Source organism: Aquimarina algiphila (assembly GCF_007489275.1).
Lineage (GTDB): Bacteria > Bacteroidota > Bacteroidia > Flavobacteriales > Flavobacteriaceae > Aquimarina > Aquimarina algiphila.
Genome location: NZ_VLNR01000050.1, coordinates 19,341 through 40,952 on the forward strand (window position 1 = coordinate 19,341; position 21,612 = coordinate 40,952).

Consider the following 21,612-nt stretch of genomic DNA (forward strand, 5'->3'; position numbering starts at 1 on the left):
TAAAATTGATAAAGATTGATTGAAATTTTAAGTAAAAAAACTATAAACTCTTATATCTTAGAAGATATCCAAAAGTTATTTAGACAGTTAAGCCCTAATAAAGTACAAATCCCAATAAAAGACCTACTATCAGAAACAAACGACTCTCTAATTTTTGCTTGCTATACACTAAATAAAAAAATAGTCGGAATTGCTTCATTATGCTCTTACAAAGTAATTTCTGGACATAAAGGTTGGATTGAAGATGTGGTTGTAGATTTGGATTACAGAGGTCAGGGAATCGGTGAAAAGTTAATTCAAAAATTAATCAGTACTGGAAAAGAAAAAGGACTTACTGAAATTTATCTATTTACAGAAAATGAAAAAAAAGCAGCTATACGTTTATATTTGAAATTAGGATTTAAACAACGAAATAGCAAGCTCTACAATTTAAAGCTAACATAGGACTATAGTTAAAAAACTAAGAACACATTATGGAACGAAAACTGAAATTAATTTGGGATTTTAGGGGATCTACTGCAAGTAAGACTGCGCAACATCATGAAATTCATCTTAAAGAATATATTTCTTTAGAAAAGATATCTCTCAACATAACAGGTTGTCAAGAACTTAATGACATGCATAGTATAGCATATATGGTAGTAACAGATTCTGAGATGAAAACTGTTCGAGATGCATTAAAACCTCACCGCGGACAACTATATGAAGAATAGATTTTTAAAAAATATAATTCATGGCACGTATATTGTCTAAGACCTTATATATTTGCAAGAATTTTAAAATCAGAAAATAAAAAATAAGATGAAAAAAGTAATAACATTAATCTTAGTTTTGGTTGCTAGTTTTCAAATCAACGCCCAGGCTAAGACCGGAACAATAGACTCAGAATATATTCTTTCTCAAATGCCGGAACTTACAAAAGTTCAAGAGGATTTAAAAGCATATAATGGCAAAATAGAAGCAGAGTTAAAACTTAAGATTGATGAGTATCAAGCCAAAGTAAAAGATTATCAGGAAAAAGTTGCTTCTTTTACAGAGCCAATGAAAAAAACAAAACAAGACGAGATTATTACCTTAGAAAATGATATCGCAAAAATTCGTCAAAATGGGGCTAAACTTGTTCAATTAGAACAAAATAGATTATTACAGCCTTTATATGAGAAAATAGGAAAAGCTCTAGAAGAAATTGCTAAAGCAGAAAAATATACTCAAGTATTTACTATTACAAGTAGTGGCTTAGCATATATAGACTCTAATTATGATCTTACTAAAAAGGTAATGACAAAATTGGGAATCAAAATAGAAGAAGCAAAAAAATAATCTCAGGATTTTATTTATAAAAAAACGCATCAATAATTGATGCGTTTTTTTTATACTTTAAAGTAACGTATACCTAAAATTTTATCGTCTACTATAATTAGGAGCTTCTTTAGTTATTGTAACATCATGAGGATGACTTTCATGAATACCACTTGCTGTAATTTTAACAAAACGTCCTTTATCTTGTAATGTTGCAATATCTTTTGCTCCACAATACCCCATACCCGCTCGTAATCCGCCTATAAACTGATGGATACTTTCAATAAGATCCCCTTTATATGGCACTTGTCCTACAATTCCTTCCGGAACTAATTTTTTAATATCATCTTCAACATCTTGAAAATATCTATCTTTAGATCCTTTCTTCATAGCTTCTACAGAGCCCATACCACGATACGTCTTGTATTTTCTTCCTTCATAAATAACAGTTTCTCCAGGAGATTCTTTAGTACCTGCTAAGAGAGAACCTAGCATTACAGTATCAGCACCAGCGGCAATAGCCTTAGGGATATCTCCTGTGTATCTAATTCCTCCATCAGCGATTACAGGAACACCTGATCCTTTTATTGCATTAGCCACTTCTAGAACCGCGGAGAACTGTGGAAATCCTACACCAGCTACTACTCTAGTTGTACAAATAGACCCCGGCCCTATTCCAACTTTAACCGCATCAGCCCCTGCTTCTACCAAATATTTTGCCGCCTCAGCAGTAGCAATATTACCTACTATAACTTCTAATTTTGGAAACTTTTCTTTTACCTGCTTTAATACGGTTACTACTCCTTTAGTATGACCATGAGCAGTATCAATGACTACAGCATCCACACCAGATTTAACCAAGGCTTCTGCACGTTCAACAGCATCTCCTGTAACACCAATAGCTGCAGCAACACGCAGACGTCCAAATTCGTCCTTATTTGCCATTGGTTTAAGTGTTAGTTTGGTAATATCTCTAAATGTGATCAGACCTACTAAAGTATTCTCTTTATCTACTACTGGTAATTTTTCAATTTTATTGTTTTGTAGAATAACTTCTGCTTGTTGAAGTGATGTACCTTCTGCAACAGTAACTAGGTTTTCACTGGTCATCACTTCAGATATTGGGCGTTGATCATTCTTTTCGAAACGAAGATCCCTATTCGTAACAATACCAATCAACTTATTATTACCATCTATAATCGGGATTCCTCCAATACTATGCTCGCGCATATTATTCTTGGCATCAATTACTTTTGCATCTCTTGGTAGCGTTACTGGATCTATGATCATCCCGCTCTCTGCTCGTTTTACCTTACGAACTTTAATTGCCTGCTCCTCGATTGTCATATTTTTATGCAATACACCAATACCTCCTTCCTGAGCCATAGCAATAGCCATACGACTCTCTGTAACAGTATCCATCGCTGCAGAAACGATTGGAACATTAAGTATTATATTTTTTGTGAATTTAGTCCTGATACTTACTTCTCTAGGAAGAACTTCAGAGAATGCCGGAACTAAAAGAACGTCGTCATAGGTTAAACCTTCTCCAACGATTTTGGATTCGTGTGCTGTCATCGCAATTAAAATTTAATTGCGTGCAAATATACGTCTTTTTTAAAGAATACTAGGAGGATACAATTTTATTTTCATCTTTATAATTTTAAAAAAAAGAATGTATCATAATCATCAAATTATACATTCGATTAGAATGCAAAACGTATTCTTTTCGAAGTTCGTAACATTTGTTAATCATTTATTAACAAAATGTATTTTTTTAACATTTTTTTAATAAATATATAGTATATTTCATAAGGTATTTCTTGATATATCATTTCAAAAATTACCTACAGCCCCAAAAAAATACTATGAAAAAAATGCTTCCTCTAGCATTGATATTGTTATATATCAATGTTATAAATGCTCAGTTTACTGATGTACCGATTACAAGTACTCGTCTTGCTAACTTTGGCCAAATAGAACTTAACCAAGAAAATAGTTTATTTACCAAAAGAATTATTCCAATTACTCTTATTACGACAGGATTTCTTTTATCCACAAGTGATTTTGAAAAATCGCTTCAAACAGATTTAAGAAAAATGGTAGGCGATGATTTTTATTTAAATATAGATGATTATACCAGGTATGCTCCGGTTGTCCAATTATATAGCGCAGACATACTGGGAGTACGATCAAGAAATCATTGGTTTGATCAAACAAAAAATCTCATTCTATCTTCTATTATAAGCAATGGTACCACGGCATTATTAAAAAAAGAAGTTTATAAAAAAAGACCTGGGGATTCTACCAATTCTAACTCTTTCCCATCGGGTCATACAACCACGGCTTTTACAACAGCTACAGTATTATACGAAGAATTTAAGGATACTAATCCCCTTTTGGCGTATAGTGGGTATTTTTTTGCTATTACTACAGGAACTTTAAGAATGCTTAACAATATGCATTATCTATCTGATGTTCTGGTAGGAGCGGGAATAGGAATATTATCTGTAAAACTAGTTTATCATTTTGAACATCTTATCTCGTGGAATCCTTTTAAAAAATTAAATGGAATGACAGTAGCTCCGCAATTTTCAGGAAATTCTTTAGGGTTTTATCTTTCAAAATCATTTTAATTATTCAATTAACGTAAACATATTGCTCAATAGAAATCAAGTCAAAAAATGTATAGGGGCAATATCCCCTGTACAAATTCCGTGTTTTCCCTCTACCACAATAATAGTTTATAGACTACTTTTGAAGTAACAAATCATCTAACTCATTTTTAAAAACTTAAGTAATGCTAATTTCATATAAAGTAGAGCGTTTTAGTCTTCAAATTGTAAGCAATTATGCTGGCGGCGGCGGGTACCAAATGGGATTTGTATATCTCTACGGTGAGAACCAGGAATACCTTGGCTATCTTGGTATTATAAAAGACGGAAATACTTTACCACAAAATACAAAACATAACAATGGCAATTTGAATATATATTTTCATGAGGCCGAATTACAATCTATCCTTGAAACCCTTAGACATGAAAGTCCTGTAACGATTAAATTTAATACAAATTCAAAATGGGGGGCAATCGAAACGGGCAAAGAATCAGCAGGCAATGGGGAGCTTGCTGCATAAATAATCGAAAGATCTGAAAAAACACCGAGTACCATTGCTCTCAATTAACACATGGGCCAACCGTAAATGAGAGTTAAAAAAATAAATTGTGAAAAATGTAATTGGTTCACAATTCGGTAACAGTGGAAGTGTGTTAAATTAATGGCAACTACCGTTTTTTCAGATCTTTTCGATCTTATTCTATTCGATACCAATACACTGAATTGTTATATCGGTTTTTATTCACTTATTTTAGTCTAAAAGTATTTAGATACCACACTTAAATCGGAAGCTTATCAATCAAAATAAATGATTTTAGATATCTTTTCGTAATTTTACAACACCAAAAACACAATTATCTTATTTTCAATAATTTAACTCAACAACATTCAATTGTAAAATGAAAAAACAAACAACGTACTATCGCATAACAACACTAGTTTTTACATTTGTAGTATTCGGGTTGTTGTTACACTCTAGTTTATCCAAAGATGACAGAACATCTCATGAAAGTTTTATTGTAGATACTTACCAAAAGGCATATCTAGAAAAAGGTGAATTAAATAGCAAAAAGCCTGACAAACCTGATTATGCAGCTCTGCATGAATATCTTACTACTTTAGATCCCAATACCCGAAACGTACCTAAGGAACGTTTGTTAAAATCATATCAATTTACCAAAGCACAAGCACTTAAAAGTAAGTTGATAAAAAAGGATGGAAAGGATGATATACACTGGGAAAATGTACCAGCTAATATAGCAGGTAGAGTACGAAAAATTGTATTTGACCCCTCTGATGCTACTCATAAGAAAATTTGGGCAGGATCAGTTACAGGTGGACTTTGGTTTAATAATGATGCTACAGACCCTGCTTCTTCTTGGGAAAATGCTTCAGGGTTCTTTGAAAATCTTGCTGTAGGTGCTATTGCTTTTGATCCTGACAATAACGACATTATGTATGTTGGAACCGGTGAATCCTATACCGCTGTAAATATCTATAGAGAATCGTCTGGTAAGGGTACTGGTATATGGAAATCTACAGATCATGGTGAGACGTGGCAACTTATACCATCTAGCACAGATTTTGCTTATGTTAATGATATCTTGATAAGAAATGAAGCTGGTATCAATGTAGTATATGCGGCTGTTGTATCTGGGACTTATAAAGGTGAATTACAAGGATCTAATACTACGAACGGACTATATAGATCTATTGATGGAGGACAAACTTGGACTCAAGTATTACCAAATATTATTGGAGATACAACTCCTTATGCCCCATCAGATATAGAAGAAATAGCAGGCGGGAAATTACTTGTCGGTACGATGAGAAATACCGATGAAAATGGTGCTGGAGTGATATTAAGTTCTTTGGATGGTATAAACTGGACCATCAATGATTCTTTTGCTAATGACAAGTTTGATCCAATGAACAACATATATCCGGGAAGAATAAAATTTGCAGTTGCTCCTTCTAATTCTAATAGAGTATATGCAGTGATTAGTGGCGGATTTAAATTTCCTTCTGGTTTTATTAGAGATTCTAGTAGTCTTTGTATTCTTTTACAGTCTTTTGATGCTGGTGCAACCTGGTCAGAATTTGCAGGACCAAGTCCTAATTTAGGCTGGGGACGTTGGGGATCACTTACCTGGCATGCAATGGCCTTAGGGGTAGATGCTAATGATGAAAATACAATTATGCTTGGAGGGTTTAATTCTTTTAAATTAACGGGAACTGATACAGCTGACAATACAGAAACTACAGGATTAAAATGGCAATCTATGTCCTATTGGATACCCAATCAAGAGTTTTACCCTGAGTTTGTTCATGCCGATCATCATACTATCATGTATAGACCCGGTTCTTCTGATGAAGTATTTATTTCTACAGACGGAGGGGTATTTTATTCAAACGATATCACTTCTTCCAACGTAGCCGAAATTGGAAACCTTGCAAATGTATTTCCTTCTTTTGTTGAAGTCAATAAAGGATTAAATACTGTACAATATTACACTGTTGGAATTCACCCAAACAAAGGGTTTAATTCTTATTATGGTGGGACACAAGATAATGGTACTTTACGATATGATGGATCACCTATTGATGTAAACGATATGGTAAGTGGAGGTGATGGAGCATTTGCGTTTGTAGATATTAATGAGCCTAATATTGTGATAACTTCAGTGTATCACAACCAATATATTGTTTCTAGAGATGCAGGAGCAACTTCTGAGTTTGTAAATGCACTTAGTGGTACTTTTATTAATGCCGCGGATTATAATTCCATAACCAATACGCTTTTTGCAAATGGGATGGGGCTTGGTGGTGCAATAACCTCTACAGATAACCAGCATATTGATGAGCTTCTACGAATAGAGATAAAAGGAAGCGAAATTACTTCAAAATTTACACCTTTAAACACTGGATCCACTGTACCATATTCTAGTATAAAAGTGTCTCCATATGATAAAACACGTACTTCTACCTTATTTATCGGAACCCAATCGGGGAAACTCTTTAAAACTACAAATGCGCAAAGTGATACTCCAAGTACAATAGAAATTGGAAGCGACTTATTTCCTCCTGCTAATATATCCAGTATCGATTTAGGAGAAAATGAAGAGGAAATTTTAGTCACTTTTTCTAACTATGGGATTAGTTCTGTTTGGTACACTAACGATGGAGGAATTTCCTGGATTGAAAAAGAAAGTAATCTCCCTGATATGCCCATACGATGGGGACTTTTTAACCCTTTTAATAGTGATGAAGTATGGTTAGCTACTGAGATTGGGGTATGGTCTACCGACGATATAAAATCAGAAGATGTCGAATGGTTTCCTAAAAATGAGACTTTGGCCAATGTGAGAACCGACATGATTGCCATACGAAAATCTGATGCCAAAATTGTTGCTGCAACACATGGTCGCGGAATGTTTGAAGCTACCTTAAACACAAAAGAAACGCCTATCGAACCAACTCCTATTTTGGAAAAGGAAACTTTTATAATCTATCCTAATCCAACTCCCAATAGCTTTACAATTAATTCAACAGCCAAAGGCGCCGTCACATATCAAGGGGAAATATATAGCGTTGGAGGCAAAATCGTTGGAAGGTTTAACTATACTTCTGGAGAGGAAATAAATATTAGTATTAGTGGATACAGACCTGGAATTTACTTGGTTAATCTTGAAGGAAATGACGGTTCGCAAATAATTACTAAAATGGTAAAACAATAAAAAGAACATATAGTATAGTTTGATGTAAAAAACATAATCCCCGTTTAAAAGTGAGTATACTTTTGTAGTTTACTCGCTTTTATTGTTTTTTATGAGTTCTTAGAGCAATATCCATGGTCCACCAGTATTTTTTTGAATTCAAAAACCATAACGCTTTAAGTACATCAAATTGTCCATAATATTGCCACTCCCATGAAATAAAGGTTCGAAACAACATTCTTGAAGCAATATGTTTTTTGATTTGAGCAACCTCATTTGGATGAATTCCGTTTTTCTCTAGCTGCTGTAGTATTCTTTCCTTAAGTTCAACACTACATTCTGTATCCAGGAATTCTTCACATATCAATGACCAGTTATCCATTGGATTAGTTAAAATTATATTAGCTTGATCTTTAAGTTGGATACATTTTTCTTCATCCAAACCTAAGAGAAATACTATTTCATTTGTATTTATCCTTGCAGTAATTGGGAATGTATTGGTCCTTATTTCATTAATAACCGAAAAAGGTAACTTATCTTTATTTTTTAAATAACCGAACTTAAAATAGTAACCTTTCGGGAAATAAATATGATCTTTCTCTACAATACAATTAGCGGCTTCAATTCTTTTTTTATTTTGCAGTAATGACCAATATTGTATTTTATGTTTATTAAAATATAGAACGACTACGCATCCTAAAACTAAAATAAGACTACCCCATGTTAGAACTATATCATATTCTACATTCATAAGATTCATTATTAAGTCAAGTAATATCTAAATTTTTAATATTTTTTATAATATAGGTTATTTGTAAAAATCATCAATATTAACATTGATTATATTTATAAAAAACTAAGCAACCTTACAGCTAATAATGTCAAAATAAATCTATAGTATTAATAACTATTTGATTAAAAAAATAAGATAACTAATATTCAATATTATACGAATGGTAACGTATCTTTATATTGATGTATCGAATTATAGGATTATTAGTATTTTTTTGTTTATCTCAGGTGCTATTTGCACAGGTAAACTCTAAATTTTATGGTGTAAAATCTCACTATGGTTTTATTATTGCGCATACTCCAGATCTAAAACCGATTTCGCAAACTAATCCTTATGGATTTCAGATAGAAATGAGCAAACTACGAACAAGTGATAAGGCTTGGAAAACTTGTTTTTGTTATGGAAGAAGCGGATTTTCTTTTGCATATTTCAATTATGCTAATCCAGAAGTTTTAGGTAATTCTTATAATCTAAATTATTTTGTAGAACCCTATTTTATATATCGTGGACCTTTAAAACTTTCTTTAAGAGGATCAATAGGAGCAACATATCTGGATACTATTTTTGATGAAGAATCGAATCCCGACAATGTCCTTTTTAGTACACATTTTAGCTTTTATCTAGCTTTGTCCTTAACGCTTAATTATCATATCAATGATAAATATGCGATCAACCTATCTGGAAATTATAATCATATTTCTAACGGAGGACAAAAACAACCTAACAAAGGAATGAATTTCCCTACGCTTTCTATAGGAGTAGATCGAATAATTGATTATACCTCACCTCAACCAAAACCCGCAGAATTAAAACAATTTAGTCGTTCCTGGAGTTACTACTTAGGAGCATTCGCTAGCTTAAGATCTGCAGATCGCGAAGCTGAATCTACTAACCACCCTCTTTTTGGTATTTCTGCAGGTGCTTTAAAACCACTTTCTGGGATCAATGGTTTTAATCTTGGTACAGAATTTTGGTATGATTGGTCTGATCGTAAACAGGTGCAACAGCGTCAACTAGATGATTCTTCTTTTTCCTCTGCTGTTACAGCAGGGCATCATTTCTCGGTAGGGAATTTCTATTTCTTACAACAATTTGGATTTTATATAACTCGTCCTAGAAACATACAAGATAATTGGATGTATCAACGGTATTCACTTTGGTATCGTATTGCTAACCGGTGGACCATCGGAGCATCATTAATTGCTTATGGTCGTACTGCAGATCATATGGATGGTAGATTAATCTATATAATTAAATGAATTTTACTTACAATTTTAGCTTCCTGAAACACCTCATATTTTCACCTCATTATTTAATTTATAAAATAGAGTCATCGCTACAAAACAAAAAACGGAGTACGTTTAAAACATACTCCGTTTTTAAAAAGTGGTTTACGTTAAGCTATAATTACAATTATAACTCAGTGGCAAATATAGTTTTTTCTTAGATAATGAAATAAAATGATCACATATCGAAGAAGCAACTAGGCTTTACTGTTTAGCTTTTCCTTTTTCTTCCTAATGCCTCCATCAATTGTGGTTTATCTTCTAAAGCTATATTGGCAACAGCATAAAAATCGCGCATCCAGTCTTCCATTACAGCAAAAGCAGCATCTTTTTGTTTTGTAGCATCTTCTGACTCCCCTACTTCTCTCAAATAATTTGCTCTAGAATTTTCTATCTTTTGTATTTGTGCTCTACCTAAACCTAGATCTTCTCCAGTAATTTTGAAAGTAGCCAAACGCTCTAAAACATCCTGTTCTTTATTATTATAAAATCGACGTGCAGTTTCTATCCAGTTTGTATAGGCTTTTGGTGTTGCTCCAATAATACCAAGTTTTTTTAATGTTTCTGGTTCTTTACGAAATACCACTTTTGCTTTTTTACGATGTTTTCTATACAATACATCTAATTGTTCTTTTTCTGTTTTGAAAGCTGTTGATGCTTCTGTGGTTTCGTCGTCTTCTTGTTTCTTAAAATCATAAGCTTCGCGGGTTTTTGTAAGGAGTTGCTCTCCTTCGGATATCTTGTCGTTATTGTAGTTAAACTCTATCATTTCTGAAGCAATAACTGGTTGACTCTTTACATTTTCTAATGCTACCCGATATTGTTCTAATAACGCTGCTTCTGATTTCCTTGCATTGTTCATATTATTATGGTTTTAAAAGTTAAACATTTGTGTTTCTTTTTATTGGTTTTTTCTTCTTCATAGTGACTTTTGGTGTCCTCACTATGACTTTTAATCTCCTCACTATAACTCTTTTGCTCCTCATGATGACTTTTGGTTTCCTCACTATGACTTTTTGATTCCTCATAGTAACTTTTGACCTCCTCACTGCAACTCTTTGATCCCTCATTTGGTTGCATATGTTTACCATGATAATTCTTTTGTTAATTTATAATCTTCTTAAGAACAACGGCAATATGATCAGTATTATTTTAATCTATAATATGCTCCAAAGACCAGGTATCCTTCTAGCGTATTACTAATTCTACTTTCTGTATAATTGACGGTATTGATGTTTTCGGTAATTTCTGAAGTATCAACATTAAGAACGTTATTACCTTCTATTATAAATTTCCAATTATCATTTAGCGTATATGTTATACTTGGTTTTATATCTAAAATTTCTGTTTGCGTACGATCTGTTTTATAGATGGCGTATTCTCCTCCAAAACTCCAAAGTAATTTTTTATTAAAAAGAGTACCTGTAAAATACAAATATGGTTTGGTGGCAGATGATTTTGTTTCTATCTCATTAACTGTAGTTGTATACTTTGTGATTTCATACTCTACTCCTGCGCTATAATTTATTCCTTTTCTGAAGCGTGAATACACACCTATTTTTTGCTTAAACCTTGAGGTCTTGGCAATATTATCTTGCAAGCTAATTTGGTTTTCTTCCTGGTTAAATAACCAAGATGTATTTATAAATAAGTTTAATTTTAATTTACGAAAACGATTATCAGTATTAACTCCTAAAATTGTTCTATGCCTGTCATTGCCAATAATATTTTGTCTATTGATTACATTTTGCATGTCTAAAAAGGAACTGCTTGACAAAAACTCAGGAAAATAACTATAGTTGCCAAAAACAAAAAAGTTAGCCCCTGTACTGGCTTTAAAACTTGAAAACGACGCGGTAAGGGTATGAGAAGGAAAAATCTGATCTTGTTGTATCGCACTTGCAGAGGATAGTGTAAAGTAATTATTTACAATAGGTGAATCGTTTATAAATTTACTGGCAGGTAACTTTACATCGTAAGAATATCCTAAATCTAATCGTTTAGCAGCATTAATGGTATAATCTATAGAGAGTTTAGGCAAAAAAAGATATTCATCAAAAACTTCATCAAAGCGTTTAAAAAATAGATAGCGATATGCTACATCTGCTTTATATTTTAGTCTTCTGGAAATTCTTCCTCTATACATTAGTCCTATATAACTATCGGTTCTGTCGGTATCTACGATAGTATTAAAGTTGTTATCCTCGATAACATTATTTGCAAAATCATCTTTAGAAAATAATACGCCTTGATAGAAACCTAATTTAGTGTATTCGAACTTGGTAGAGGTTTGTAACTCATACCCAAATCGCTTTGTATCTTGATCTTGCTGTTGAGTTAATGCAAAATCATTGTTAAAATCTAAACCCAAAAAAGGTTGAGAAGACTTAATATCTATATCATTATCTAACTCTTGCATCTCTGCTAATCCAGACCATTTTAATAAAGTTTTATTGCTAATCTTTGTTACAAAAGATAGTTGTTGATCCAGTTTGTATCCAGAATTTTTATACTTCTGGAAGAATTCTGTATCGGTATCCCCTGTTCTATTATTAATCGATTGTTGATCATTAGCATTTTTTGGACTATAATTGATGGTATAGCTAAAAAAACTACGATCACTGGGTTGATACCCCATCTCGACTATCGAAGTGTTTAGAAAAAAATCACTATCTATTGCTCTGTTTTCTTCCTGAAAAATAGCTTCATCCTCAAAAAAGTTACGTTGTATCAAAAAACGTTGTTTTTGCACTGTATTACTAGATAAATTTAATAATGATACTTTAAAATTTTCTGTTGGTTTATAAATAAAACTTGCCGCCCCAAAGGTATTTTCTCTACGTGACACATCGATAGTAGGGTCAAAAAATTTAGGGGTTTCATTATCTTGTTGTATGGTCAGGCTACTAGAATTAAAATCTTCTTTGTCTGTTGTATTGGTAAGTTGTTCATACTCATAAGAGGTGATCGATTGTTTACCCAGATTGTTCCAATCCCCTATAAAACCAATTTTTAATCTTCCCCCAAGCCGGTATAGATTGGTATGCCCAAAAGCCTTATTTGCATACCCTCCTTGTACTTTTACATCTCCTGTAATCCTATTCTTAAATTTATCCTTAATACTAATATCGAGTGCCCGCATTTGTTTGTTATCAAATCCTCTAATATTACCAAAATCTTTAAATTTGTCCAGGTATCGTACCCCTTCTATCATTTCTGAGGTAATACTCTCTGCGGTTGTGCGATGTTGTTTTTTAAATAATTCTTCGCCATCAATTAATAATTTCTTTATGACTTTACCATTTACAGTAATTTGCCCACTGGGATTAAGTTTTACTCCTGGTAATTTATCCAATACATCTGCCAAACTGTTTTCTGTACCATCGGTCAGTTTTTGTAGGTTATAGGTAATTGTATCTGTATTAACCCTCATCACCTTAGGGTCAAACTTAAGAATAACCTCTCCTAGACTTTCTGTATCTTCTGTAAGTGTATAATTTTTGACTGTCTGTGCGTTATTTTCTAATATAGTAAGAGGTTCTTCTACAGGTAGATATCCTATATGAGTGATTTTTATAGTGTATAGTCCAGGTTTTTTGAGCTCTAAACTGTAGTACCCATTGGCATCTGTAATGGTATAGGAGAGTAATTTATTATTGATACTTGCTTGTACTGTTGCAAAGGAAACAACTTCTGTATTGGTATTGGTTATGGTTCCTTTTATTTTGTATTGTGCAGAAGCAATACCACAACATAAGAGTAAAAATATAATTAATGATATACGCATATCGTACATAAGATTATCTAAAAAAAAGAGTGCGTTAAGGGTCTAAAAGTACAAGAACTTTTTATGTCTAGCATAAAAAGTTCTTGTAGTATTTTGTATAATTAGGTATTAATTATTACCAAAACCAGAAATAGTGATCACCTTACCATCAGGAGTAGTCATTGTACGTGGTTTGTGCATCTCTTTTTTAAATTCTTTAAATTCTTTTGGGGTCATAATTTTACCTTTGGTGGTAGGTTCTACAATTTTGACATCCTTCTTTAATTTCTTTACAGATGTAGCTATCACTAGTACCCTATCATTAATTTGTAGTTGTAAAATCAAACCCGGTAATCCCCAATAGGTATCGGGTCCATCATTGATACCTATTTTGTCTGTAAACCATGCCAATACTTTATAACCATTCTCATTTATAGTTTTAGCCATTGTACAGGGATATCCTGAAATGACAGTTTTTTGATTTGTAATTTCCCATTCATATTTGAACAATTCTGATTTTACTAAAATATCTTCACCATATATCATAGGAGACCAATTGATATAGTTTTGCACTAATATATTATCTTTTTGGTTTTTATAGTAATCTACAGTTTCTACTTGATGGGTAGCAATCACATGTTCATTACTTTTTTCTTTATCTTCTACTTCAAATTCTTCTATAGAAGATCCACAAATAGATACTCCATTACTATATGTAAGTATTTGCTCTATTTTATGTTCATCTTCATTTTTATCTTTTTTATTATTGATCTTTTCAGCTATTTCTTGAAGATTTCCATGTATCCCAGAAAAAAAACGTTCATATTTGATTTCATAGGATTGCGCACATAATATTACCGGAAGTATTAAAAAAAAGAGATTGACATTTTTCTTCATTGTTAAATTATTAAATTCATAAAAGATATAATCTATTATATGTAAGTTTTGTGATAAAAAAGAGTTCTATATAGCTTGCCGCAATCAAAACAGACATTCTATATTCATTACTATTTTGTTTAAACCATTAATAATAGGCTACTTGAAAAATATTAAAAAACACAACAAGTTTGACCATTAGTTTTAACGTATCAAAGTATTTGTATCATAAATTCTTCAAATAGCCTAAAAGTTGTTTATTCTGGTACAACATCTACGCAACGACAATAAGTTCCACTTGGGCCACCATCATTAGGTGTATATGTTACACATCTTTCTAATTGACAAAAAGCATCTTCTTCATCAATTTTTACTTCTTTAGTAGATTCAGGAGTATTTGCAAATGCAAAAGTACCTAAAGCTAATAGCCCTAATACAACAAATTTTTTCATTTTAAAATGATTTATGATTAATACTAGTCAAACGTAGTTTGAAATAAATGTAAATAAAACTTGTGAAGTAAAATATTTTTAATTAATAGAATAATAAAAGCCTTACTAATTTTGCGGTTTAACCATATTTTATATTGTGGTTTCCCGTAAAAATAGATATTCATCGAGTAAAAAATGTAGTTGAGAGAAAATAATAGTCTAATCCCCTTACTTTTGCGATATTACAACTAGTATTTACCAAGAATCGCATTATGCTTTATACATACTATGATTACTAGCTTTTTTTTAAAAAACCGAATCTTAAAACATATTCTATTTTGGATATTCTATTTACTAATATGGGTATTAATGGATGTGATGTATGGTATTCCTTTCACTAAGGCTTTTTATAATTATTTAGGATGTCTTATAGAAATTCCATTCTATTATGTACATATGTACTATTTGTGGCCCAAGTATATCGGTAATAAACGTTACTTACCTTATTTTTTAATTTTCATTCCTCTTTTACTCATAAACGCACTATTGGTTAGACTATCTCAATACTATTTTATCTATCCTGTTTTGTTAAACGTATCTGATCTTCCTAATGATTATCTTTCATTTTCCAGAATATTAAGTTTAGCCAGATCCATATTATTATGGTTTGGTCCTCCAACCGCAATAAAAATTTTACGAGATTATTATGAAAATAAGATTAGATTAGAAAAAGTTCAAAACGAACAAAAAACTAGCGAATTAAACTTTCTAAGGTCTCAGGTTAATCCTCATTTTCTTTTTAATACCTTAAATAATCTATATTCATTATCATTAAAAGGGTCAAAAAAAACTCCAGAAGCTCTGCTACAATTATCGAATCTATTATCTTATACTTTATATGAAGGTGCAGAAGACAAGATTTCTTTAGAAAAAGAGATACAGCATCTTAATGATTACATCGAATTAGAAAAATTACGTTTCGGAAATCGACTTCATCTGAAAATGGAAATGGACGGTGATTTTAATAACATTATGATAACTCCCCTTATATTAATTCCTGTAGTTGAAAATGCTTTCAAACATTGTTCGCTAAATGAAAGAGGAGATGTTGATATATATATAAAAATAGCATTCGACAAAGGAGATTTATGTATTAAAACTATCAACCCTGTGGCTAATTCGAAAAAAGATAATACTAAGCATGGTATTGGAGTACAAAATTTATCTAAAAGATTAGAGATTATTTACCCTCAAAGGCATACCTTTAGATTAGAAGAGCGTAACCACAAATTCTATGTGGACCTTTGCATTCAATTATATAACTGATGAGTACTATAAAATGTATTATTATTGATGATGAACCTTTGGCTCAAGATGTAATTTCTGATTATATCAATAGATTAGATTTTTTATCAGAAGTTGGAAAGTTTGATGATGCGCTCTCTGCTATTGAATTTCTTAGTACAGAAACCATTGATCTAATTTTTCTAGACATACAAATGCCTATGCTAGATGGGATTAATTTTCTAAAAGCGATCTCTTCATCTCCTAAAGTTATTTTCACTACCGCCCATCGTCACTATGCGGTAGAAGGATTCGAACTTAATGCCATTGATTATCTTGTAAAACCAATTCCTTTTTATCGTTTTGTACAAGCTATCGAAAAAGTAAGACAACAGATTAATCATGTTCAAAAAACAAGTGATAGTACTGATGCTGCTTTCTTTAAAGTTGATAATAAAAAAATTAAGGTAAACTACACAGATATTTTATTTATCGAAAGTTTAAAAGATTATATCAAAGTGGTTCTAAAAGATAGATTTTTTGTTACATATCAAACACTTTCTGGAATGTTAGAATTATTGCCTTCTTCTCAATTTATACAGGTACATAAATCTTTTATAATTAATTTTCACCATGCAAAAGGAATCCAAGGAAACGTTATTGAAATAGAAGATAATATAATTCCAATCGGACGGATATATCGAGATGAAGCTCTAGAAAAAATCTATCAAACCGGAAAAAAGGTTTGGAAATAGAAAGAACTGGGACTTACTTATTATATTTTTCTGATACAGCTCAATATTAATATTCTGGCATTCATAAGTTAAATGAAGATTACTATTTGTTTCTTAGTATAATTTTATCTGTTCACCTTAAAATCAGCAGTTCTTTTGAGCTGTTTTTTAAGATCCCAATCTAATTTAAATCTAGTCTTCAAATGGGCTGCAAGTGGTCCTAATCCTACTGATTTCCTTCTTTCATCTACATTCATAGGATCTACTATTGGCCAAACATCAAAAACCTTGGTTTCTGGATAATACTTTACCTGACTACCATATATCTGAAGTTTTCCTTGTTTTGACGCTACCCTATCTTCTAGGTATGCTAAATTTCTAGGGTATACATCCCCTTTTTTCGCTGCTTCCCTCATGACTGGCAGATATTTTACCTGAGTATCTAAATCTGCATGTTGAATTACTAAAAAAAGTGTAGTATTACCCTGTTCGCCAATAATATCAGTTCCTAACCAACCATAAGTATCAATAATATTCATTACTTTGGGTAAAGTAATCATTTGATTTTTTAGAAATATTTTATTCTGTTTTTTGACTTCTTCTGATTCAAGCCCATATTTTTCCCTTAGTCTTCTAGCTTCATCTATAGGATCTTGATCTAAATGATAAATCGTATCTAACACCTTTATAAGATATTGATTATGCCGTTTTTCTTGACCAAATGATAAGGTTATAGTAAAAAAAACTGCTATAACTACTAGGTTTATTTTTTTCATAGTTTATACAATTTCATAAATCATTAGTTTTCAGCAAGGTTTTAGAAAAACCTATCCAGAAAAAAAATTTGAAACTGGTTACTTATTTCTTTTGAGGAACATTCCATTCAATACCTACTTGTTTAGCAAACTTCTGGATAGTTTTGAGTCCTAATTTTCTTCTTCTTTGATTAATGTATTCTGGTTGCTCTACTGTAAAAAAAGTTCCTTTCCCCTTCGAATCATACTTATATTGAGTACCATATATTTGTGGATCATCGGCATTGATCAACATCCTATCTACGAGTCTGGCATAATGCATAGGTTGTGATTCCTTTTTTAGAACAGATTCTTTTAACAAAGGAGAGTATTTTTCTTTTGATTCAACCGAACCATGCTGTAAAACTGCCCATATAGCAGTATTGGCCAACTTCCCTACTTGAGATATTCCTAACCAACCGTATTTTTCAATTATTTTAATCACTTGTATTTCCAGAACCTTATCTTGGGATTCGACAACTTCCCAGAAGTATTCCATTTCATTAGAATTTTCACCTAGTTTCTTTTCTGCCTCTATATAAATTCTTCTAAACGTTTGATCTTTCATAAAAAGGACTTCCAATTCATTTCTTAATGAATCTAATTCTTTCTTTTTTGTCTGCCCAATTTGACTATGAAGCGTATTAGATAAAATTCCTAAAACTGCTAACAAGATCATTTTTTTCATATTTCTGATAACTTCTATTATTTATATTAACTAATAAAACTTGTTTCTATTTACTCTTTCATTTTATACCTTCGGACATCTTTATGTTGCCATAGTAGATTTATAATCTGCCAATTATCATTTATATAAATCAGATGTAAATACTCGACCCAATTATCAGATATAAGTTTGACACTGGCAACATGATTATAAATATCCAGGATAATGACTTTGTTGTTTGGTTTTGGAGGAAATTTAACACCTGACTGATTCCATGATTCGGCAAATTTTACCATTTGTTTATAACTGGTCTCTCTTATTATTTGTTGTTTTTCTTTGGGATCATACCCTAATGTTCTTTTAGCTAAATCCTCATGAAACACACTTTTCATTAGGTCGGGTTTTAATTCCTGTAGAGCGATCAGGTACCCTAATGCTTTTTCTTTAATCTCCAAGGTATCTTTTTTACTAGCAGCAGAAGCCACTTCAACAATCCTATTCGATGGCAAATCCCGGGTATCTATTAAATTGTTATTTTCATCAAAAGTGGATCTTTTATTATTATTTCCGATGTTATCATAATCATTTTTTCCTATTGCAAATCCCCATTGGTTTTTTACTAACTTATCATTTTTATCATGATACGAATACTGAATATGATTTCCTATATCATCATATACATCTTGATATGAAGCCACTCCAACATCATTTTCTTGAATTTCTAATTGTTCATTAAGATTATAATTCCCTTTTGGAGCTCCATCTTTTTGGTATAAAATCCCTGTTATTCCAAAATCAAAGTAAGGTGAGATATTGACATGTCTATTTTTTAGGTTATATCTTTTTTCTATAACCATTTTTCTGTTTTTACTCCATTGATATCTCGCTATTTTCCAATTAGACTCCATTGGGTTATCATCGAGATCATAAAAATTTAATTTGTACTTAAACTTCTTTTTATCAAATGTATATTGCTCTTTATACACCTGTCTATCATTCATCATTCGATCTCCTTTTTTATCGAAAAAAATGCGGACTTCTGAAGTATCTGTATACCTAAAAACTGTTCTGTATGCCCCAATGGTTGACAAAGGATGTCTGCGCTGATCGTGATAGTGATAATTAATAATCTCTTTCAGTTGATTTACTTTGTTATATCTAAATACATAGTGCGATGTTTGTTGGGCTTCTTTAAAATTTATTTCATGAATCCCTCTTAATTCTACATGAGGTGATACATGGTTATATCTTAAATGTCTAAAATACTTTTCTTGTACATTTTGTTGAGCACTAGATTTAGGAAAATGCAATACCGTTAGTGATAGAACTGAAATTATTAAAAGGAGGTTGTTTTGCAATACTTTTTTCATAAATATTTTTTTTAGTATTTCTATATGCTGGTACTTCTTAATTTATTCGATCAATATGCCCTATCTAACCAATGTATTAAATTAAGCAACAGTTGATAGTTTTCACCAGCTTCCACAGAATTCATTCCAACCTTAATCCTTTCTCTACCCGCAATTTGTGCAGTAAACATGGCTGCTTCTCCAAATACGGCTATTCTACCTTTTCCATATTCTAAAACCGCTCCCTGAGATAAATTCTCTGCAGAAATCTTAGGCGTTTTTTCATTAAAAACCCACATAGTATCAGTTATAAATACAGTATATTCCTTTTTTAAATTTAAAATTGAAATAGCTTCTTTAGGTGTTTCAAATCCTTGACCAGTAAAAGTTCTTATGTGATTTACCTGCTCTTTAGCAGTTCTACCATTTGTTATCATGTTATGACTAAGCATTTTATTTTTCCTAGAAAAATCAAAAATGCCTCTAACATCAGGATCCATTACAAAGCTGTCATAAAATTTAAAACCAAACGCTTTTGCCAGATTAGCAGAGGCACCAGCAAAAGGCATATGATCTGCAATCAAAAAAAGAGAGCCTCCGTTTTTGACCCATTCTTTTACATTATGTATCTCATTTGTCGAAAAAGCACTTTCTGTAGGAGCTACAAAAGGCGGCCTGCTGTTCTCTGATAAAGCATTAGAAATCACTAATATCTTAAGGTTTTTTAGCTTATCTTTTTTGAATTCTCCTTCAAAACTAGCTACTCTATATCCATCTTTCGACAATAGTTTTGCAAAGGGTAAAAACCTATTATTCTTCGTGTGAAAATTACGATGACCTTGATCTATATGTATCATAGTACCAGAGTTTTTTGGATACATTTTTGCTGGTATTTCAGGGTTATAAATAGTATCTGGTATTTGTTGAGAAAATATATGATTCATAGCTAAAAGACTAATTATAAGCATGATGTTCCTGTTCATTATTTTTTGATTTTTAACTTTTTAACTGACAAAAGAATCAATTATACCAAATGAATTATTAATGATTTAAACTATATTGGTTGTTTTAATGTTTATTGGGTATTACCTGATGAAACCATATGACTCTTATTAACAGTGATTAATTATGTTCTATGTATCAAGGTAATACAATCATATTCTTGTAGCTAAATATTTTTGCTGAACGACATGATCATATCTCTAAGTTATATGTCATTCTCGACATCCTGTAAAAAGGTAAGTATTTGTATTTGATCGAAGTAATAATGTCGTTTAGAGAAAACTAAGATGTACGCTCATTAGGAAAAGAAAATCATGTCTTGTTTGGATACTAATCTCTTGTTAATTTAGGATTCTAAATGTTTTCCATAGGTGCAATCCTTTACTAATGCTTTTGAATAACTTGTCTTGGCGTTGATATCCATAACTAAGTATTTTTTTTTCTTTATAGAGATAATTGCACATTCTTTTTCCCAATGCACCCTGATATCTTTTTTCTTTAGATTTTTGATATAGCTATATTTATTGGCAAATGTTGCCGGTAATGGCGCGTCTCTTCTTCCTTTTGTAATTTCATACGGATGAATATCAGAAGACAATGGATCGACTACAGCGCATAAAAAACCATCAAAATCAATACTTTCTTTATCTGGATTTAATAAATATGCCCAAACTGCATATGCTTCTTCTTCTATCATTAATATCCTACCTGAGGTAGTATGAGTAGATGTTAAAAATATTCTACTATCATCATGTACTAGATTTTCTTGCTGATTTTTAGAAAACAAAACATTAAATATGGATAATAATTGAGCCATCATTACAACTATTCTTTACAAACTTACACTTAGATATTTAAGGATATATTCTTAATTCTGGTTGATTAAACCCTATAACCTCAAACTTTCATTCATCTTATTCTATTGATCAATTTCTTATTTTACTTATTTTGAAATAGTAATTATCTTACTATATCAAAGTATTCTGTAAAACAAATACA

At 31.6% G+C, this 21,612-nt stretch carries 20 protein-coding genes; 9 read left to right on the forward strand and 11 right to left on the reverse strand.

Translation table 11 applies throughout. The features are described from left to right. Window positions 1-15: 15 nt before the first annotated feature. The 3 genes from FOF46_RS20650 to FOF46_RS20660 all read left to right on the forward strand — a co-directional run bounded on the left by FOF46_RS20650 (window position 16) and on the right by FOF46_RS20660 (window position 1,320). Window positions 16-444, forward strand: coding sequence for a GNAT family N-acetyltransferase (locus FOF46_RS20650; RefSeq protein ID WP_143917753.1), 429 nt, complete (start codon window positions 16-18; stop codon window positions 442-444). A gap of 29 nt (window positions 445-473) precedes the next feature. Beyond that, the gene (locus FOF46_RS20655; RefSeq protein WP_109438067.1) at window positions 474-713 is read left to right on the forward strand and encodes a hypothetical protein; all 240 of its coding nucleotides are present in this window, start codon (window positions 474-476) and stop codon (window positions 711-713) included. 88 nt (window positions 714-801) lie between these two features. After that, complete coding sequence (locus FOF46_RS20660; protein WP_109438066.1) at window positions 802-1,320, forward strand: OmpH/Skp family outer membrane protein; 519 nt, start codon at window positions 802-804, stop codon at window positions 1,318-1,320. 81 nt (window positions 1,321-1,401) lie between these two features. Here the strand turns inward: FOF46_RS20660 and guaB are convergent, their stop codons facing one another. Then, the gene (gene guaB / locus FOF46_RS20665; RefSeq protein WP_109438065.1) at window positions 1,402-2,877 is read right to left on the reverse strand and encodes an IMP dehydrogenase; all 1,476 of its coding nucleotides are present in this window, start codon (window positions 2,875-2,877) and stop codon (window positions 1,402-1,404) included. 290 nt (window positions 2,878-3,167) lie between these two features. On the opposite strand from guaB, the gene FOF46_RS20670 reads away from it, so the two are divergent. From FOF46_RS20670 to FOF46_RS20680, 3 genes are all read left to right on the forward strand, one after another. Then, on the forward strand, window positions 3,168-3,935 hold the full coding sequence (locus tag FOF46_RS20670; protein WP_143917754.1) for a phosphatase PAP2 family protein: 768 nt from the start codon (window positions 3,168-3,170) through the stop codon (window positions 3,933-3,935). 164 nt (window positions 3,936-4,099) lie between these two features. After that, window positions 4,100-4,435: a hypothetical protein gene (locus tag FOF46_RS20675; protein WP_109438063.1), complete on the forward strand. Its 336-nt coding sequence runs from the start codon at window positions 4,100-4,102 to the stop codon at window positions 4,433-4,435. A gap of 379 nt (window positions 4,436-4,814) precedes the next feature. Next, complete coding sequence (locus FOF46_RS20680) at window positions 4,815-7,652, forward strand: T9SS type A sorting domain-containing protein (protein ID WP_143917755.1); 2,838 nt, start codon at window positions 4,815-4,817, stop codon at window positions 7,650-7,652. A gap of 79 nt (window positions 7,653-7,731) precedes the next feature. Here FOF46_RS20680 and FOF46_RS20685 read toward each other — a convergent pair whose 3' ends face one another. Further along, a complete protein-coding gene (locus FOF46_RS20685) occupies window positions 7,732-8,382 on the reverse strand; it encodes a hypothetical protein (RefSeq protein ID WP_143917756.1) in 651 nt (216 codons plus the stop codon). 224 nt (window positions 8,383-8,606) lie between these two features. Here FOF46_RS20685 and FOF46_RS20690 point away from each other — a divergent pair, with 224 nt between their 5' ends. Beyond that, window positions 8,607-9,683 (forward strand): acyloxyacyl hydrolase, encoded by a 1,077-nt coding sequence (locus FOF46_RS20690; RefSeq protein WP_109438060.1) that lies wholly within the window; start codon window positions 8,607-8,609, stop codon window positions 9,681-9,683. 238 nt (window positions 9,684-9,921) lie between these two features. Here FOF46_RS20690 and FOF46_RS20695 read toward each other — a convergent pair whose 3' ends face one another. From FOF46_RS20695 to FOF46_RS20710, 4 genes are all read right to left on the reverse strand, one after another. Next, window positions 9,922-10,572: a PQLLE family protein gene (locus FOF46_RS20695; protein ID WP_143917757.1), complete on the reverse strand. Its 651-nt coding sequence runs from the start codon at window positions 10,570-10,572 to the stop codon at window positions 9,922-9,924. A gap of 285 nt (window positions 10,573-10,857) precedes the next feature. Continuing rightward, window positions 10,858-13,497, reverse strand: a complete 2,640-nt coding sequence (locus FOF46_RS20700) for a carboxypeptidase-like regulatory domain-containing protein (RefSeq protein ID WP_167571902.1) — start codon at window positions 13,495-13,497, stop codon at window positions 10,858-10,860. A gap of 108 nt (window positions 13,498-13,605) precedes the next feature. Then, window positions 13,606-14,373: a GLPGLI family protein gene (locus FOF46_RS20705; RefSeq protein WP_143917759.1), complete on the reverse strand. Its 768-nt coding sequence runs from the start codon at window positions 14,371-14,373 to the stop codon at window positions 13,606-13,608. Window positions 14,374-14,609: 236 nt separating this feature from the next. Next, window positions 14,610-14,804 carry a hypothetical protein gene (locus FOF46_RS20710; protein ID WP_143917760.1) on the reverse strand — a complete coding sequence of 65 codons (195 nt, stop codon included), beginning with the start codon at window positions 14,802-14,804 and terminating at the stop codon, window positions 14,610-14,612. A gap of 348 nt (window positions 14,805-15,152) precedes the next feature. On the opposite strand from FOF46_RS20710, the gene FOF46_RS20715 reads away from it, so the two are divergent. Together FOF46_RS20715 and FOF46_RS20720 are read left to right on the forward strand one after the other, a co-directional pair. Next, window positions 15,153-16,109, forward strand: a complete 957-nt coding sequence (locus FOF46_RS20715; RefSeq protein ID WP_167571903.1) for a sensor histidine kinase — start codon at window positions 15,153-15,155, stop codon at window positions 16,107-16,109. Continuing rightward, a complete protein-coding gene (locus FOF46_RS20720) occupies window positions 16,109-16,822 on the forward strand; it encodes a LytR/AlgR family response regulator transcription factor (protein ID WP_143917762.1) in 714 nt (237 codons plus the stop codon). Before FOF46_RS20715 ends, FOF46_RS20720 begins: the two co-directional genes overlap by 1 nt. Before the next feature lie 104 nt (window positions 16,823-16,926). On the opposite strand, the gene FOF46_RS20725 is transcribed toward FOF46_RS20720, so the two are convergent. The 5 genes from FOF46_RS20725 to FOF46_RS20745 form a co-directional block, all read right to left on the reverse strand. Further along, window positions 16,927-17,577: a DUF6624 domain-containing protein gene (locus FOF46_RS20725; protein ID WP_143917763.1), complete on the reverse strand. Its 651-nt coding sequence runs from the start codon at window positions 17,575-17,577 to the stop codon at window positions 16,927-16,929. Window positions 17,578-17,659: 82 nt separating this feature from the next. Next, the gene (locus FOF46_RS20730; protein WP_143917764.1) at window positions 17,660-18,283 is read right to left on the reverse strand and encodes a DUF6624 domain-containing protein; all 624 of its coding nucleotides are present in this window, start codon (window positions 18,281-18,283) and stop codon (window positions 17,660-17,662) included. Between the two features lie 50 nt (window positions 18,284-18,333). After that, entirely contained in the window at window positions 18,334-19,632 is a 1,299-nt protein-coding gene (locus FOF46_RS20735; RefSeq protein WP_143917765.1) for a nuclear transport factor 2 family protein, read from the reverse strand. Window positions 19,633-19,682: 50 nt separating this feature from the next. Further along, window positions 19,683-20,594 (reverse strand): hypothetical protein, encoded by a 912-nt coding sequence (locus FOF46_RS20740; protein WP_143917766.1) that lies wholly within the window; start codon window positions 20,592-20,594, stop codon window positions 19,683-19,685. 365 nt (window positions 20,595-20,959) lie between these two features. Beyond that, complete coding sequence (locus FOF46_RS20745) at window positions 20,960-21,433, reverse strand: hypothetical protein (RefSeq protein ID WP_143917767.1); 474 nt, start codon at window positions 21,431-21,433, stop codon at window positions 20,960-20,962. Window positions 21,434-21,612 lie beyond the last annotated feature (179 nt).

Bases quoted from the DNA above. Each gene is read 5' to 3' on its own strand.
- FOF46_RS20655 (WP_109438067.1), top strand. From the start codon at position 474: ATGGAACGAAAACTGAAATTAATTTGGGATTTTAGGGGATCTACTGCA.
- FOF46_RS20660 (WP_109438066.1), top strand. From the start codon at position 802: ATGAAAAAAGTAATAACATTAATCTTAGTTTTGGTTGCTAGTTTTCAA.
- guaB (WP_109438065.1), bottom strand. From the start codon at position 2,877: ATGACAGCACACGAATCCAAAATCGTTGGAGAAGGTTTAACCTATGAC.
- FOF46_RS20670 (WP_143917754.1), top strand. From the start codon at position 3,168: ATGAAAAAAATGCTTCCTCTAGCATTGATATTGTTATATATCAATGTT.
- FOF46_RS20675 (WP_109438063.1), top strand. From the start codon at position 4,100: ATGCTAATTTCATATAAAGTAGAGCGTTTTAGTCTTCAAATTGTAAGC.
- FOF46_RS20680 (WP_143917755.1), top strand. From the start codon at position 4,815: ATGAAAAAACAAACAACGTACTATCGCATAACAACACTAGTTTTTACA.
- FOF46_RS20685 (WP_143917756.1), bottom strand. From the start codon at position 8,382: ATGAATGTAGAATATGATATAGTTCTAACATGGGGTAGTCTTATTTTA.
- FOF46_RS20690 (WP_109438060.1), top strand. From the start codon at position 8,607: ATGTATCGAATTATAGGATTATTAGTATTTTTTTGTTTATCTCAGGTG.
- FOF46_RS20695 (WP_143917757.1), bottom strand. From the start codon at position 10,572: ATGAACAATGCAAGGAAATCAGAAGCAGCGTTATTAGAACAATATCGG.
- FOF46_RS20700 (WP_167571902.1), bottom strand. From the start codon at position 13,497: ATGCGTATATCATTAATTATATTTTTACTCTTATGTTGTGGTATTGCT.
- FOF46_RS20705 (WP_143917759.1), bottom strand. From the start codon at position 14,373: ATGAAGAAAAATGTCAATCTCTTTTTTTTAATACTTCCGGTAATATTA.
- FOF46_RS20710 (WP_143917760.1), bottom strand. From the start codon at position 14,804: ATGAAAAAATTTGTTGTATTAGGGCTATTAGCTTTAGGTACTTTTGCA.
- FOF46_RS20715 (WP_167571903.1), top strand. From the start codon at position 15,153: ATGGATGTGATGTATGGTATTCCTTTCACTAAGGCTTTTTATAATTAT.
- FOF46_RS20720 (WP_143917762.1), top strand. From the start codon at position 16,109: ATGAGTACTATAAAATGTATTATTATTGATGATGAACCTTTGGCTCAA.
- FOF46_RS20725 (WP_143917763.1), bottom strand. From the start codon at position 17,577: ATGAAAAAAATAAACCTAGTAGTTATAGCAGTTTTTTTTACTATAACC.
- FOF46_RS20730 (WP_143917764.1), bottom strand. From the start codon at position 18,283: ATGAAAAAAATGATCTTGTTAGCAGTTTTAGGAATTTTATCTAATACG.
- FOF46_RS20735 (WP_143917765.1), bottom strand. From the start codon at position 19,632: ATGAAAAAAGTATTGCAAAACAACCTCCTTTTAATAATTTCAGTTCTA.
- FOF46_RS20740 (WP_143917766.1), bottom strand. From the start codon at position 20,594: ATGAACAGGAACATCATGCTTATAATTAGTCTTTTAGCTATGAATCAT.
- FOF46_RS20745 (WP_143917767.1), bottom strand. From the start codon at position 21,433: ATGATGGCTCAATTATTATCCATATTTAATGTTTTGTTTTCTAAAAAT.